A 14367-nucleotide genomic window follows, 5' to 3' on the forward strand; every position below is an offset into this window, starting at 1 on the left:
ATATGGTAGTTAATTTATCATTATATTATTGCAAAGGAGGTACCCTATGACAACGCAGCTGAGAGTAGCCTTGCCCAAAGATAACCTGGAGACCGTCGTTCCACTGTTAGAAAAAGCAGGGATTCCGGTCCCACCTCATATTTTGAACACAAGAGCCTATTTGCTTTCTTCTCAAGCGATGGAATGGATTATTGTGAAGCAGATCGATATTCCTATGCTCGTTGAACGTGGAGCGGCCGATTTGGGGATCACCGGCAAGCATATTTTATGGGAGCAGCCCAAAGATCTCGTCGAATTGCTGGACCTTGGTACGGACCGTGTGGATTTGTTTCTGTTCGGCGAATCCGGGATGCTGAGCCGCCCGGATTTGACGATTGCAACGAAATACCCGAGGATCACTTTGAGGTATTTTCAGGACAAAGGAAAGCACGTCAGAACGATACCCGCTATCCTGGATTCGTTGGCTGCGTCTGATGCCGTAGTCGCGGAGGAGCAGGATTACGCCTCTTCCTCAGGAAGGACGATAGTCGATACAATAGCGGCTTCGACAGACCGTCTTATTGCCAACCGGGGGAGCTATTGTCTCAAGCAGCGTGCTATCGATGATTTTTGTTCCTGCTTACTGCGCGCCATTTAACTATACAATACAAAAAGGCGGCTGCGATAGCCGCCTTTTTGCATTCGTTTGTTGAGAAACTTATCACGCAGAAAAATGCGAAAGGTGAAAGGTGGGGTATCCCCTGGAGGAGCGATAGCGTCCGCCTTTGTTCGCGGGAAATATCCGCTAAAACGATATTATCAAGATTTCCCGAGAACAACAGAGGCCGGAAGGGGATACCCCACCGGGGCACCAAAGCCGATTTTTCTAACTCCCGAGTTCTCAACAAACGAAAAGGCAGCCTCATCGGCCGCCTTTTTGTTCTACGCCTCCAGAGGCTTTTTTCTCATCCTCGCCACATAAGCGACGTAAATGATCAAATATAGCACGAACATGAAACTGGACACGCGGTACATCATGGCATAATTCGTTGCCGCAGCGATAGGTCCCAGAAGGAGAGCGCCAAGACCGATGCCGAGGTCAAAGGCAGAGAAGAAGGTCGCGTTGGCTGCGCCGCGCCGTTCCGGAGCAGCACGCTGGACGATCCAGGCCTGAAGCGAAGGCTGGATAGCGCCGAAGCCGGTGCCGTAGAAGGCAGCTGCCGCTATCAGACTGCCGGTTCCTGTTGTAAAGGACAGCAGAATCAAGCCGATCAGGCTGAACAGCGCTCCAGGGAGCAGAACCCAGACATGCCCGCGGGTGTCGAAGATTTTGCCGGAAATAGGCCGCACGACAAACAGCATAATGGCATTGACCGAGAAGAACCATCCGACATTGGCGATACCTTGCTCTTTCCCGAACAAGGTGATGAAGCTGACGATCCCCCCGTACGTTAAGGCAAGGAGCAAAACAAGCAGGGAAGGGAACAAGGCTTGCTTATCGACAAGCCGGGACCATAATCTTCCTTGGGAAGCCTGGTTTCCTTTCTTAACGGGAGGTTCCGTGCCGGCTGCCGCGGAGTAAGATTTCCCGCCTACCAGCATGGAGACCAGAATGGATAGCAGGGTGAGGCCGAACGAAACGGTGAATAATACGCCAAAGCTGAAAGTATTGATGATGGCGATACCGCTCATGGGTCCCAGTGCCATCGCCAATGTAGAGGCCAAACCGAAATAGCCCATACCTTCGCCCCTGCGGGACGCCGGAATAATGTTCGAAGCCATCGTTCCATAGGTGGTAGTCGAGATGCCCCAACCGATCCCGTGCACGACCCTCAGCAAATAGATCACACCTACGCTGGCGGCGGCTATGTAGCTTCCAATGGCAATCAAAATGATGACAGAACCTATCACGAGAATGGATCTGCCCGAAAACATATCGAGGGCCGCTCCAGAGAAGGGCCTAATGATTAAGGCGGATACGGTTAGTATAAAAATAACCATCCCGACGGCCGAATTGTCTCCTCCAAGCTGGGTTACGTAAGCCGGAATGGTAGGCAGCAGCATTTGGAACCCGAAAAAAAGCAGCAGGTTGGCCAGGGCTAGTAAAATAAAGGTCCGGGTCCACAAAGGCTCTTTACCTTGCTTTTGCTGATCGAACGGCTGCTCTGCAGTCTCGACCCGATCCGCCACGGTCTGACTCATAAACCATTCCTCCTTTACAAAAAAATTATACATTTTAAATAAAAATGTTTACTAAATAAATTATACACGTCTCCGGACAAAAGTAAATACATCTTTTTCCCCGGATGCAAAGGACTGGGGCTTCTGCACTTGATCCCAATTTCACTCCTGTCTTTAACAAGAGCAGTACTACTATCCAGACAAAAGATCGGCTCCGATACTTACAATGCTTTACTATTTTCGCTATAATAAATAAGAAAGCAATTGCTTTGCTTAAAATAAAAGGATACACATTTCATAGGATGGTGGAAGCCATGCATTTCGTAAATCCGCAAATTACCGTGACGATAGGTGCAGCTATGGCAGCCTGTATGGCCATGCTGTTCAGGATGCGCGCATCCAATAAAGCAGTCAATCCTAAGAAACTGCTCATCCCGCCGCTCGCTATGAGTACGGGGTTTCTTATGTTTGCAGCGCCAATGACCCGAATTCCGTTGTCCTGGGCTATGGGTGCTTTCTTGGTCGGAGCTCTTATATTCTCTTATCCGCTGATCCGGTCCTCCCAAATGGAGGTGCGAGACGGTGAGGTTTATTTGAAACGCTCCAAGGTATTTATTTTTATTCTCGCAGGGCTGCTCGTTATTCGTATTATGCTGCGGCAGATTATTGAGCAGTATGTGACGCTGCCCCAAACGGGAGCCATTTTCTTTTTGCTGGCTTTTGGTATGCTGCTGCCTTGGAGATTGGCAATGTACTTCCAATTCCGCAAGCTTCAGCTTGCCAAGCAGCAATGGGATGGCTAAAAATGCAAACCAAAGCTTCTTATGCCCGATCGCGGCAGGGAAGCTTTTGTTATTATTAGCCAATTTTGCGCCTCCCGGCAAAGTACCCGATTCAGCTTTGAAGTTTAGCCCCACGTTACGGGGTTATTTTGCATTTTGCGGAAACAAGGAATGAGGACGTCAGCACCCTTCATACTTATAAGTAACAAGTATGTGACCGAGGAGGCTTGTCCGATGTCTTTTTTTGATAAGATGAAGCAGGGAGCATCCGATGCCGCTAAAAAAGCTCAGCAAACTATGGAAACGACACGGCTTAAGACACAAATGGCATCCAAGGAGAGGGAAATTGAAAAAGCGTATCTTTTGATCGGGGAATGCGTATATCAGGCGCATGCGTCCGGCAATTGGAAAGCATCCGAGCGGGACGTTCTGGCCTACTGCGATCATATCGGCCTGCTTCGCCAAGGGATTCAGGCATTAGAGCAGAGGATTAAGGCGGCCAAAAATGAGAAAGAATGCCGATGCGGCAAAATCGTCGCCATGGACGTCAGATTTTGTCCGGTCTGCGGCTTTCAGTTCGAGGACTTTCCAAGAGCGGAGGAAACGGATGAGGCTATTCAAGTGATGTGCCGCTCCTGCCGCAACTACAATGAAGTCGGTGCTAAATTCTGCGCTCACTGCGGAATCGTCCTGTGAACAGAAAAAGAAGAGAAGACGGCGCTTCTCTTCTTTTTGTGTTCTTATTTTTTGGCAGCAAGCCAGTCGGCAAGCCCTTGAATCTCTTCGTTTTTCAGTTGGGTTTTGAAAGCAGGCATTCCGCCGCCGCCGGCACCGATCTTGGCCGCAATTTGATCCTTGGACAGCTTGCCGCCCACTTTGGTCAGGTTAGGTCCGGTTTTACCTTCCAGATTGCCTCCATGGCAGGCTACGCAGCTTTGCTTGTAGATCGCTTCGGCATTCACCTGTGTCGTAGCGCCGGTTCCGCCTGTAGTCCCGCCAGTGGGAGCTCCGCCGGTGGTACCGCCTGTTGTACCTCCCGTAGTCCCTCCGGTCGTACCGCCTGTTGTTCCACCTGTGGCAGGAGAAGGAGCAGGGGAAGGACTTGCCTGGTTCTTGGTTCCGCAAGCGGACAAGCTTAAGGTAAGAGCGGCCGCCAGCACGATAATGGTCCATTTGTTTTTCATCTTAGTTCCTCCATGATTTGCTTGGTGTCGTCTTTTTTTTCGACGGTCACGTCTTCAACCATCCCTCTGGTGGAATTACGGAATTCCCTCAAGGTATCGCCGAACGCTCTCCCCAATTGGGGGAGCTTGGCGGGACCGAATACGATCAGGGCGATGATCAATATGATGATCAACCCTGAGACCCCGATGTTGTTGAACATTTGGTTCCCTCCTTAGAGTTTTGCCGAAGGCAAAACTGACTTCGAAAGCGTTACTGAGTTTTGCCGAAGGCAAAACTGACTTCGAAAGCGTTACTGAGTTTTGCCGAAGGCAAAACTAACTTCGAAAGCGTTGCTGAGTTTTGCCGAAGGCAAAACTGACTTCGAAAGCGTTACTGAGTTTTACCGAAGGCAAAACTGACTTCGAAAGATGCTGCTCATTCCGCTTCGCCTCAACTGTTGCTCGGCATCGTCGAAATTTTGCGGTAGTAGGTTCCGGATAAGATTACGCTCAGCTCAAACAGTAGAAGAAGCGGAATCGTAACGGACAAATGGGAGACGAAATCCGGCGGAGATATGCAGGATCCGGTAATGGCAAGACCGAGATACGCGTATTTCCGCGTTTTTTTGAGCCTGTCCGGCGTCAGAACTCCGATGCGGGTCAGGAACAGCACGATGACAGGCATTTCGAACGCGATCGAGAGCGGGAAGATCACATTGAACATAAAGGAGAAATACCGGTCTATCCCGTATGTTTCCACCGCTCCGATGCTTTGATTCATGCTTTTCATAAAACGCACCATCATCGGAAAAACAACGGAATAGCTGAATGCGACTCCGCACATGAACAGGAAGAACGCGGCAGGGATGTAAGCAAACGTCTCCTTGGCCTCCCTATCGGTCAAACCAGGTCTCACAAACGCCCATATGTGGTAAAGCAGAACCGGCAGAGTCAGAAATATCGCAAAGACAAACGCGCATTTCATATAAATGAACAGCCCGTCCGTAAAGGAGAAGACGTTCCATTCAATATGAGCTGCTGCCGGCTGGGACCGGATATATTGCAATATGCCCGGTGACAAATAGAATCCTCCGCCTAGAGCAAGCACGAACCATGCTATGACGATAATCAACCGTTTTCGGATTTCGGCCAGGTGCGCGATAAGCTCTTCATTGGCTTCCAAATGCTTCACCCCGCTATGCTAAAGGGCCAGGTGTCTTCAAGTATTTCAGAATTCCCTCAGAAGCCCGGTATGCAAGGGCTCCAACAACGGCAGTCGGATTATAGCCGCTGTTATGCGGGAACGCAGAGGCACCGACGACGAACAGGTTCTGTACATCCCACATTTGCAGATAGTTGTTCACGGCCGAGGTTGTAGGATCAGCTCCCATGATGACACCGCCGGTGTTATGGGTCGATTGGTAAGGAACGATATTGTAGTTTTTTAGCTCTGAATTGGTTTGGACCGTAGTCGCCTTCATTTCCTTCATAATCGCGTCCGTCTTGCTGGCAATGAACTTGACCATCTCGCGGTCCTGATCCTCAAAATCGTATGTAACCCGGATTAACGGCTGCCCGTACACATCCTTGTAAGTTGGATCCAGATCCAGATAATGATGTCTCCATGGCATATTGGAGCCCTGGCCAGCCACGGTGAGGACCCGGTTCGCATATTTGATGGAGGCTTGTTTGAACTCCTTGCCCCATGCAGGGGTTCCCTTCGGCGTTGAGTTATTGGCGATCGGACGAAGACCCGCTTGCGCTATCCGGATCCCTGCTCCATGGATGAAATTCAAGTTGGAGTGGTCGAAGTTATCTCCGTTGAAATCGTCTACCTCTGAACCCAAGGCTCCTGCTCCTGCATAAAGATTAAACTCCTGGTCATCATAAAAGCCGACCGAGTTGGCGCCGTTAACCTGATACGCATAGTTTTTGCCGATAACGCCTGTGCCGGTTTTTGGATCGTATGGCTTGCCCAGCTTGGAATTAAGCAGCAAACGAACGTTGTTGAAAACAAAGCTGGTCAAAATAACAACATCGGCCGGCTGTTCAAATTCTTCACCGGTTATCGTATTCACGTAGACGACACCGGTCGCTCTCTTCCCGTCATTCAGGATCCGAGTAACATTAGACTCGGTTCTTAGCTCGAAGTTCCCCGTCTTTTGCGCTACAGGGATCACTGTGACGACTGGATCCGCTTTGGCCCCGTATTCGCAGCCAAACCGTTCGCAGAAACCGCAATATTGGCAAGCGGCGCGCGCAATTCCGTCGGGATTGGTGTATTGGGTGGACAGGTTGCCGGAAGGGTAGATGTAAGGATGCATACCCAGCTTTTTGGAGGCATCCTCGAACATTTGCATAATCGCAGTCTTCTTCATCGGAGGGGTAGGAAACGGATTCGAGCGTTTGCCGACCATCGGGTTTTGCTCGGCCTCTCCGGAGATGCCTGCCATTTTTTCAAATTTGTCGAAATAGGGCTCCAGCTCATCGTAGGTGATACCCCAGTCCTGAATCGTCATTCCGTCGGGGATTTTTTTGGCCCCATAGCGTTCAATCGTTTTGGACTTAATCTCGAAATCATAGGGCAGGAAGCGAAAATATTGGCCGTTCCAGTGTACACCGGCTCCGCCGAGCCCTTCACCAAGAATGAAGGAACCATAGGAGCGCATCGGAAGCGCAGTTCCTTTCTCCGTGTTGCGGAAGGTGACGGTTTCTCTGGACAGGTCCTGAGCCAAGCCATACTGCTGGGCATAACGAAGCTCGTCATGAACCATGTAGTAGTCCTCGGTCTTTCTTGCTCTGCCGCGCTCGAGCCCGACCACCTTCACTCCCGCTTTTGCCAGTTCACAGGAAATCACGCCGCCCGTCCAACCCATACCAACGACAACAGCCGATACCTTGGGTAATGTTGTAGCCATGCAGTTCTAACTCCCTTCTAGTGGCTCAAATGGTCACGCAAGCTTTGCGGGTCCATTTTGACAAATTCTTTTTTATCGACAACATCCACATAGCTCATTTGGTTGCCGGGGAAATTTTTCATCTTCCAGCCCAGCATATTTTTGTTGCCTCCGTACAGCGGATCGGAATAAACGCCTTCCATAGTGAAATTGACCAGCAGCTTGAAGAAGACAGGGCCTGTCGAGCCGTAGAGCTTGATATCATTGCCGGCCTCCAGAGCCTTCAGCACCTCGTCCTGCTCTGCTTCTCCCAAGTCCAAAAACGACTTCTGGTATTTGGTTTGACTCAAATTCTGGATAGCCTGCAGCCCCATCGTGAACAACTCGTGCCGCCTTACGTTCGGGAAGTTGCCTTGGGTCGCTTCTCCTGCCAGAAAGGGTCCCATCATATATTCTCTGGCGTTAATCCCCCATTGTCCGGCTAATTGATGGTCGATAAAATAGGCGACACCCAATTCCTTTGCTCCCGGACCAAGCTCGTCCTTCGGATAAATCCGCTCCGTTGCCGCTTCCGTCAGACGAAACTGCTCCTGATTGAAAAACATCAGCGCTTGATTGTAATCTGCGGCTGCTCCTGTACCGGGTTGAGCTGTATCGGGCTGCTTGCCCGGCTCTGTTGCTTTCGGAGCAAGATTCCGGCCAATGACTCCCCCAACGACGCCGCCTACGACAACCCCGCCGATGGCAGCACCCGAATATTTCAGAAACTTACGCCTTGAGTCACTTTGCGGTTGATTCGGTCTTTGATCCGGCAAAGTAAGCCCTCCTTCAGTCAGAAATGTTTGGATATGGGTAAATTACCTGTAATGCCGTTAGTTTTCCTGTAATTTTCCTTTTTATGCGAAGGGGAAAAAGTTTTTTATGCATCGATAGAAAAGGATTGTCAGCCTGCAAAAGCATATGGTAATATATAACGATTAAGTGGAAGGGCTTCTAGGGATCCGACGGCTATCGGCCGGTTCGAACCAAGCGAAGCCGAGTGCAGCTGCTGCACTACACCGTAGGGATAAAAGACCTCGAGCAAGTTCCGCCTGTCAAGGCAGAACGGCACGGGGTCTTTTCTGCTTTAGCGGAGGAAAGGAGATGGAAGCATGAAAGTCATTCAAGCGGACGGATTATCGAAGGCATTCGCCATCAAGCAAAAGGAAGCGGGGGTTGCCGGCAGCCTGCGCTCGCTGTTCAAGCCCAGGTATACGGAGAAAGCCGCCGTGCTTGGCATCGATTTGACAGTGGAAGCGGGGGAGACGCTCGCGTTCCTTGGACCGAACGGGGCAGGCAAATCGACCACGATCAAGATGCTGACCGGCATCCTGCATCCATCGGGAGGGTCGGCCAAGGTGCTTGGTATGTGCCCATGGAAGGAAAGAAGCCGGCTGGCCTACCATATCGGCTCCGTCTTTGGGCAAAAATCACAGCTGTGGTACCATCTGCCGCCTATCGATACCTTCGAGCTGATGAGCCGGATCTATGAACTGAAGCGTGATGATTATAGGCGCCGCAGGGATGATCTGGTACGCCGGTTCGAGCTTGAGCCGTATTTGCATACACCGGTTCGAAAGCTGTCGCTCGGTGAACGCATGCGCTGTGAAATCGCGGCGGCGCTGCTGCATCGGCCGGGAATTGTCTTCCTGGATGAGCCGACGATCGGGCTGGACGTTATCGTAAAGCAAAAAATCAGAGAGCTTATAGTGGAGCTGAACCGTGAGGAAGGCACGACGATTTTTCTGACCTCCCATGATGCAGGAGATATCGAGCAGCTGTGCAAAAGAGCCATCGTGATTAATCACGGCCAGGTCATTCTCGATGATCATGTGGAGCGTATGAAGAAAGAGCTGTTAACGGAGAAGACGATCCAGCTGAAGCTTCAGGAGCCCGGTGAGCCTTTTCAATTTCCCGGCGTCAAGCTGATAAGTCAGGGCGCATCGGAAATGAGGCTCTCTGTAGACACGACGACAGCGAATTTGGAGAAGGTGCTTTCCCATATCGTCACCCACTACCGTGTAGTCGATGTAACGATTGAGGATCCGCCTATGGAACAAATCATTTCCCATATTTATGCGCGTGAAGCGAAATATGGATCGCGAGACGACGGAGGTGAGCCGCATGAAGCAAGAGGGGGTGAACCTGAGTACAGCGGTCAGCGGCAAGGCTAAGCAGCCGCGATTCTCCGCGCTTGGCAAGCTGATCAAATACGGTGCGATAGGCAGGGTCACGCTGCGGAATCATTTTGCCTATGTGTATGACTTTCTTATTCGTTCCGTCTTTCTCATCATTATCATGTATATATTCGTTCAGCTGTGGAGGGTGACGTATCAGGGGGAAGGCGGCGGTCTGATTGAGGGCTACAGCTACGAGCAAATCATTTGGTATATCTTGTTCGCCGAGGCCTTGACAACGGCGTTCCCCAGCTTGTCTACCCGCGTGGAGGAGGAGGTTAAGAACGGGGATGTCGGCTACAAGCTGATCCGTCCGCTAAGCTATATCGGGTATCATTACGTCGGGTATATAAGTGAAGTGGCGATCCGGCTATTGGTAAATCTGTGCGTCGGAGGGTTGCTCGGCATTGCCCTGTTCGGATGGCCTGACTTCGGCTGGGGATGGGCAGGGTTTATCCTGATGTCCGCAGGGGCGGTCACCGTAAATTTCCTGCTGAACATGGCGCTTGCCCTTTGCGCGTTCTGGGTTGAGGAGACAAGAGGACTGGAATTTGTCTACCACAAGCTGTTATTTACCATTGGCGGCATGCTGATGCCGCTGGAGCTGTTCCCGCGGGCGCTTCAAGAAGTATGCCGCTGGCTTCCGTTCCAGACGGTGCTGTATGTTCCGGCAAGAACCGCGGTGCGTTGGTCTGACTTTGCTATCATGCCGATGCTGCTGACACAGGGAATATGGATTATTGTGCTCGGAGCAGGTGTGGCTTTGATGTATCGCTTGGGTGTCCGCAAGGTCAATGTGAACGGAGGATAGAGAGGAGGAGTGAAGCATGTTTCGAAAAGCACAAGGGATCGGACTATTTGTGTGGAGCTGCTGGAAGCTGAACCTTGCCGGGGCGATGGAGTTCCGTCTCAGCTTTCTCATGACGGCCGGCATGATGATGGTGAATAATGCGGTATGGATATTGTTCTGGGGATTGTATTTTCAAAAATTTCAGGTCGTAAACGGTTGGACGCTTCAGGACGTGATGATGATGTGGGCGGTGAGCTCGGGGGGCTTCGGGCTCTCAGCCGTCTTCTTCGGCAATGCGTACCGGATTGCTTCCCTGGTTGCCGCAGGCCAGCTGGACATTTATTTATCTCAGCCCAAGCCGGTATTGCTGCATGTACTGGTCAGCCGGATGTCGATTTCGGCCATAGGTGATATTCTGTTTGCCCTGCTGATTTATTTCTTCTTCGGGGACTTGACCTGGGCAGGAATGGGCAAGTTCGCTTTGGCATTGCTTATAGCAATGGTCATCTTCATGTTTTTTGTAGTGATCTTTCAGTCTCTTGCTTTTTTTATCGGGAATGCCGAGGGGATTGGACAGCAGGTGTTTAACGGCATGCTGGCCTTTTCGACTTATCCTACGGGAATTTTCAAAGGAGCAGGCAAGCTGATTCTTTTTACCATAGTTCCGGCCGGGTTCATCAGCTATATGCCGATTGGGCTGCTTCGTTCGGTGGAGCCGTTATTCCTGTTTCAGGCGCTTGGGGTCGCGCTGCTGCTTGCCGCGGGGGGGACGGCTTTCTTTTATTACGGATTAAAGAGGTACAGCTCCGGTAATATGATGGGCTTAAGAATGTAGAATGGTGAAAGTAATTTTTGGGCCGAATGTCGTTTAGAAGGTCAGGAGGGGATTGAACTGTGACTATACCGGGAGCCATTCCCAAGCCCTTGGATCGGCCGCGTTGGCGAACCTGGCTAGGAATCCTGTATTATCGGATGCGGCGTCGCTTCAAGTGGATAACGAGCTCTGCCAAATGGGCTTCAGAAATAAGCAGCGACCAACTGCCTTATGTGATTTACATCCATCGGACGCCTTTGCTCCGCCAGCTGAAAGATGTCGACATGCAGCTTCAATATAACAAAGTAACGAATTTACGTATTGCAGCACAAAGACTGGACGGCATTCTATTGAACCCTGGCGAAACGCTGTCCTACTGGAAGGCTATCGGAAAGCCTACGAGACGCAAGGGGTATAAAGACGGCATGATTCTTCATAAAGGAACGGTTCGCACGGGGGTAGGGGGAGGGCTGTGCCAGCTGTCCAATCTGATTTACTGGCTCGCGCTTCATACTCCGCTCCAGGTCGTAGAGCGCTACAGGCACGGCTACGACGTCTTTCCCGATGCGGGAAGAACGCAGCCCTTCGGGACAGGTGCCACCTGCTTCTATAATTATTTGGACCTGCAGCTGTATAATCCGACGGAGGCGATTTATCAGCTTCATATCCGGTTGACGGAGCACGACCTTATCGGGGAGTGGAGATCGAATCTGCCCGCCCGTTACCGTTATGAAATCGTGGAAACCAAGCATTGGTTCACGCAGGAGCTGTGGGGCGGATACGTAAGGCATAATCTTATTGCCCGGAATCAGTATACAATAGAAGGGGAATGGTTAGGCGAGGAACTAGTAGCCGAGAACCATGCCATCATGATGTATGAGCCATGTTTGCCGTCAGGAGAATAAGTCTTCTTTCCTATTTTTGTTCTTCCAAGCAAAAAACATATACTTATTTGGTGAAATTAGGTATAATGGTAGGGAGTATAGTCCTATGAAATTTACGTGATTTTGCTGAAAAGGGGACCTTTTATATCATGAAGGCAGAATATATTAATCCTTTCTTGGAATCAGCAAGGATTGTCATTGAGCAAGTCGCCAATATCCGCCCTTCTACAGGGAATCTTGGGATAAAAGACGTAAAGTTCGTAGAGAAGTACATATGGATTCAAATCGGGATGACCGGCCAGATGCAGGGGGATATCGTATTTGGGCTTCATGAAGAGGTCGCTTTGAAGATGGTCTCAGCGATGATGGGCGGTTTTCAAGTTTCGGAGATGGATGAAATGAGCAGGAGCGCCATCTCGGAGCTCGGCAATATGATCAGCGGCAATGCAAGCACCATGCTGTTCAATCAAGGGGTTAAGGTTGATATTACGCCGCCGAAGCTGCTGCATTCCGCGAATTCCGCAGGCTTTTTGCCGAAAAAGGCGTTAACGATCCCTCTCATTATGGATGGAATCGGCGAGCTGGATATTCAGGTTTTGATCGTCTAATCAAAATGCTTTACAATACGAAGTGGGGAGCTCCGGCTTGGATGCGATCCACTTTTTTTAGTTCCTGTCATTATAGGGCTGTGTAAGGCAAATCGGATAGCTCGCCGTGTCTGTGGTACCGACGTGTTTGGGAGGAAAATCATATGTTTTTTGGAAAAGTTGCTGTTATTACAGGAGCTTCAAGCGGTATTGGAGCCATCATGGCGCAAAAGCTTGCAGAGAAAGGGGCTACGCCTGTACTCTTGGCCCGTTCCGTGGATAAGCTGGAGCAGGTGGCGGATTCCTTGAGAGTGCCGAGCGGTATCTATCAGCTCGATGTCACTTCAACGGAGCAGGTGAACGAAACGATTCAAAAGGTCATCAGCCACTATGGCAGAATCGATATATTGATTAATAACGCAGGGTACGGCGTATTTGAGAAGTTCGTGGATGCACCGATAGAGGAATTTGAAGGCATGATGGACGTGAACTATATGGGAACCGTCCGCTGCACGAAAGCCGTACTGCCGCATATGCTCAAAGCAGGCAGCGGGCATATTGTGAACATCGCTTCCATGGCAGGCAAGATCGGCTCGGCCAAGTCCTCGGGGTATTCGGCAACCAAGCATGCGGTGCTCGGCTTTACCAACTGTCTTCGTCAGGAGCTTGTCGACACCGGGGTTCACATTACCGCCATGAATCCGGGACCGATCGATACGCCGTTCTTCGATAGAGCGGATCCTACGGGCAACTACGTGAATAATGTCAAATGGTTCATGCTGAAGCCGGAGCAAGTGGCCGATAAGGTAGTCCGGGCGATCGAACGGCAAATTCCGGAGATTGACATGCCGTTTATGGCCGGAGTCGGCGTGAAGCTGTTCCAGCTGTTCCCGCGTGCATTCGATAAGATCGCATACAAGGTGCTCAACAAGAAATAGGGCCGTCAAGGCTGTTATACGGGCAGCAAACAGCAAAGGAGCCTGCGACAATGGTCACAGGCTCCTTATACATCTTACGACGGGGATGAGGTTCCGTTAAGCTTATGATACGCTTCAAGCAGCTTCAGAACCGGGATGCCGTTAATCGTCATCCCCTCCATTGAGCAGTCGCTGATGCTGACTCCGTCCAAGGTACAGTCCGAAATGCTGCTTCCGTTCAGGTCGCAGTTTTCAAAGCGCAGCGGGCGCTGCTTCGCCCCCTCAACGTAGGCTGGATGGCCGGCAGGAGGCAGGCCGATGTTATGAATGTAAGCTCCGCCCAGCTGGGCGCCGTCAATCTCCAGATCGCTTAGGTTGGCATCGCTAATGCGTGTTCCACTTAAGTTGATGTCTGTAAAACGAAGGTTTCTTAAATCACTGCAGCGGAATGAGGTCTCCGGCATGGAGACATTACGGAAGCTTACCTTCTCACCGCGGGCGTTGACGAACTCAGACCCGGAAAAGGTGGATTGGCTTAGAAGGATCTGCTGGTTCCTTGCGCCTTTGTCCTTGATCTCGAATTGCTCGCTTTCCGTGCCATTTTCATTAAATAATGACATTAGGGTCACCGCTTTCCTTAGAATAGGGAGTGGAGGTTGATGTCCACCTGTACATATCGACGCCCAAATAGGCCGTTTTCTGACAGCTATTGACTTCAATCAGTATAAAAAGAAAAAAGACAGGAACATTGGTAAGCTTCCGGTCTTGTCATGGTGTAAGAACTGTCTGGGTAGGTTACAGGATGAGCATTATTCCTGTTCCGTCGTTTTATTCCGTTCCTTCAATTGCTGGTTTAAGTCGCGGATTTCTTCAAAAAGCGCTCTTACGGCCGCTTTGCCCTCTGGGTGGGATTGATTCCAGTGGCTTGTCAGAGCCGGCATGGATCTGTGGATATGGTTATAAATGGACCATGCTTTAATTTTTTCCACCATCTCAGGAGAGGAATCGCCTGTCACAAGCTCGGCAAATTTATCGATCAATGCATCGAGTTCGGTTTGAAATTGGGGATTCATAGAAGCTCCACCTTTCAGAACATAATAAAATGTACTTATTGTAACCATAGTTAGTCTAGCGCACGAATGGATTTCTGTCAAAAT

Annotated in this window: 17 protein-coding genes; 9 read left to right on the forward strand and 8 right to left on the reverse strand. The window is 50.5% G+C overall.

The features are described 5' to 3' along the window. Positions 1-46 precede the first annotated feature (46 nt). Positions 47-637 carry an ATP phosphoribosyltransferase gene (gene hisG / locus GGC63_RS21675; RefSeq protein ID WP_192704083.1) on the forward strand — a complete coding sequence of 197 codons (591 nt, stop codon included), beginning with the start codon at positions 47-49 and terminating at the stop codon, positions 635-637. 284 nt (positions 638-921) lie between these two features. Here hisG and GGC63_RS21680 read toward each other — a convergent pair whose 3' ends face one another. Beyond that, on the reverse strand, positions 922-2181 hold the full coding sequence (locus tag GGC63_RS21680) for an MFS transporter (protein WP_225948399.1): 1260 nt from the start codon (positions 2179-2181) through the stop codon (positions 922-924). A 293-nt stretch (positions 2182-2474) separates the two neighbouring features. Here GGC63_RS21680 and GGC63_RS21685 point away from each other — a divergent pair, with 293 nt between their 5' ends. Both GGC63_RS21685 and GGC63_RS21690 read left to right on the forward strand, forming a co-directional pair. Further along, positions 2475-2963, forward strand: coding sequence for a CcdC family protein (locus tag GGC63_RS21685; protein WP_225948400.1), 489 nt, complete (start codon positions 2475-2477; stop codon positions 2961-2963). A 213-nt stretch (positions 2964-3176) separates the two neighbouring features. Further along, on the forward strand, positions 3177-3638 hold the full coding sequence (locus GGC63_RS21690) for a zinc ribbon domain-containing protein (protein WP_192704086.1): 462 nt from the start codon (positions 3177-3179) through the stop codon (positions 3636-3638). 44 nt (positions 3639-3682) lie between these two features. Here GGC63_RS21690 and GGC63_RS35190 read toward each other — a convergent pair whose 3' ends face one another. The 5 genes from GGC63_RS35190 to GGC63_RS21715 form a co-directional block, all read right to left on the reverse strand. Then, a complete protein-coding gene (locus GGC63_RS35190) occupies positions 3683-4126 on the reverse strand; it encodes a c-type cytochrome (RefSeq protein ID WP_079909849.1) in 444 nt (147 codons plus the stop codon). Further along, entirely contained in the window at positions 4123-4326 is a 204-nt protein-coding gene (locus tag GGC63_RS21700; protein ID WP_079909850.1) for a twin-arginine translocase TatA/TatE family subunit, read from the reverse strand. The genes GGC63_RS35190 and GGC63_RS21700 overlap by 4 nt, the downstream gene beginning before the upstream one ends. 230 nt (positions 4327-4556) lie before the next feature. After that, positions 4557-5288 carry a twin-arginine translocase subunit TatC gene (tatC, locus tag GGC63_RS21705; protein WP_192704087.1) on the reverse strand — a complete coding sequence of 244 codons (732 nt, stop codon included), beginning with the start codon at positions 5286-5288 and terminating at the stop codon, positions 4557-4559. Between the two features lie 13 nt (positions 5289-5301). Beyond that, complete coding sequence (locus tag GGC63_RS21710) at positions 5302-7023, reverse strand: GMC family oxidoreductase (RefSeq protein WP_192704088.1); 1722 nt, start codon at positions 7021-7023, stop codon at positions 5302-5304. A gap of 17 nt (positions 7024-7040) precedes the next feature. Beyond that, on the reverse strand, positions 7041-7817 hold the full coding sequence (locus GGC63_RS21715) for a gluconate 2-dehydrogenase subunit 3 family protein (RefSeq protein WP_192704089.1): 777 nt from the start codon (positions 7815-7817) through the stop codon (positions 7041-7043). Between the two features lie 336 nt (positions 7818-8153). On the opposite strand from GGC63_RS21715, the gene GGC63_RS21720 reads away from it, so the two are divergent. The 6 genes from GGC63_RS21720 (at position 8154) to GGC63_RS21745 (ending at position 13231) form a co-directional block, all read left to right on the forward strand. After that, on the forward strand, positions 8154-9215 hold the full coding sequence (locus GGC63_RS21720) for an ATP-binding cassette domain-containing protein (protein ID WP_192704090.1): 1062 nt from the start codon (positions 8154-8156) through the stop codon (positions 9213-9215). After that, a complete protein-coding gene (locus GGC63_RS21725) occupies positions 9166-10029 on the forward strand; it encodes an ABC transporter permease (protein WP_192704091.1) in 864 nt (287 codons plus the stop codon). The genes GGC63_RS21720 and GGC63_RS21725 overlap by 50 nt, the downstream gene beginning before the upstream one ends. A gap of 16 nt (positions 10030-10045) precedes the next feature. Beyond that, positions 10046-10843 (forward strand): ABC transporter permease, encoded by a 798-nt coding sequence (locus tag GGC63_RS21730; RefSeq protein ID WP_192704092.1) that lies wholly within the window; start codon positions 10046-10048, stop codon positions 10841-10843. Between the two features lie 59 nt (positions 10844-10902). Next, positions 10903-11727: a VanW family protein gene (locus GGC63_RS21735; RefSeq protein ID WP_412973882.1), complete on the forward strand. Its 825-nt coding sequence runs from the start codon at positions 10903-10905 to the stop codon at positions 11725-11727. A 128-nt stretch (positions 11728-11855) separates the two neighbouring features. After that, positions 11856-12314 carry a chemotaxis protein CheX gene (locus GGC63_RS21740; protein WP_192704093.1) on the forward strand — a complete coding sequence of 153 codons (459 nt, stop codon included), beginning with the start codon at positions 11856-11858 and terminating at the stop codon, positions 12312-12314. Positions 12315-12457: 143 nt separating this feature from the next. Then, the gene (locus tag GGC63_RS21745; RefSeq protein WP_192704094.1) at positions 12458-13231 is read left to right on the forward strand and encodes an SDR family NAD(P)-dependent oxidoreductase; all 774 of its coding nucleotides are present in this window, start codon (positions 12458-12460) and stop codon (positions 13229-13231) included. A 74-nt stretch (positions 13232-13305) separates the two neighbouring features. Here GGC63_RS21745 and GGC63_RS21750 read toward each other — a convergent pair whose 3' ends face one another. Together GGC63_RS21750 and GGC63_RS21755 are read right to left on the reverse strand one after the other, a co-directional pair. Beyond that, positions 13306-13830 carry a pentapeptide repeat-containing protein gene (locus GGC63_RS21750; protein WP_192704095.1) on the reverse strand — a complete coding sequence of 175 codons (525 nt, stop codon included), beginning with the start codon at positions 13828-13830 and terminating at the stop codon, positions 13306-13308. A gap of 189 nt (positions 13831-14019) precedes the next feature. Next, positions 14020-14283 (reverse strand): DUF2573 family protein, encoded by a 264-nt coding sequence (locus GGC63_RS21755; RefSeq protein ID WP_079909860.1) that lies wholly within the window; start codon positions 14281-14283, stop codon positions 14020-14022. Between the last annotated feature and the right edge of the window lie 84 nt (positions 14284-14367).

This window comes from Paenibacillus sp. OAS669 (assembly GCF_014873645.1).
Lineage (GTDB): Bacteria > Bacillota > Bacilli > Paenibacillales > NBRC-103111 > Paenibacillus_S > Paenibacillus_S vulneris.

Coding starts and splice junctions, on each gene's coding strand:
- GGC63_RS21680 (WP_225948399.1), bottom strand. CDS start 2,181: ATGAGTCAGACCGTGGCGGATCGGGTCGAGACTGCAGAGCAGCCGTTC.
- GGC63_RS21720 (WP_192704090.1), top strand. CDS start 8,154: ATGAAAGTCATTCAAGCGGACGGATTATCGAAGGCATTCGCCATCAAG.
- GGC63_RS21750 (WP_192704095.1), bottom strand. CDS start 13,830: ATGTCATTATTTAATGAAAATGGCACGGAAAGCGAGCAATTCGAGATC.
- GGC63_RS21740 (WP_192704093.1), top strand. CDS start 11,856: ATGAAGGCAGAATATATTAATCCTTTCTTGGAATCAGCAAGGATTGTC.
- GGC63_RS21730 (WP_192704092.1), top strand. CDS start 10,046: ATGTTTCGAAAAGCACAAGGGATCGGACTATTTGTGTGGAGCTGCTGG.
- hisG (WP_192704083.1), top strand. CDS start 47: ATGACAACGCAGCTGAGAGTAGCCTTGCCCAAAGATAACCTGGAGACC.
- GGC63_RS21755 (WP_079909860.1), bottom strand. CDS start 14,283: ATGAATCCCCAATTTCAAACCGAACTCGATGCATTGATCGATAAATTT.
- GGC63_RS21685 (WP_225948400.1), top strand. CDS start 2,475: ATGCATTTCGTAAATCCGCAAATTACCGTGACGATAGGTGCAGCTATG.
- GGC63_RS35190 (WP_079909849.1), bottom strand. CDS start 4,126: ATGAAAAACAAATGGACCATTATCGTGCTGGCGGCCGCTCTTACCTTA.
- GGC63_RS21700 (WP_079909850.1), bottom strand. CDS start 4,326: ATGTTCAACAACATCGGGGTCTCAGGGTTGATCATCATATTGATCATC.
- GGC63_RS21710 (WP_192704088.1), bottom strand. CDS start 7,023: ATGGCTACAACATTACCCAAGGTATCGGCTGTTGTCGTTGGTATGGGT.
- GGC63_RS21725 (WP_192704091.1), top strand. CDS start 9,166: ATGAAGCAAGAGGGGGTGAACCTGAGTACAGCGGTCAGCGGCAAGGCT.
- GGC63_RS21690 (WP_192704086.1), top strand. CDS start 3,177: ATGTCTTTTTTTGATAAGATGAAGCAGGGAGCATCCGATGCCGCTAAA.
- GGC63_RS21745 (WP_192704094.1), top strand. CDS start 12,458: ATGTTTTTTGGAAAAGTTGCTGTTATTACAGGAGCTTCAAGCGGTATT.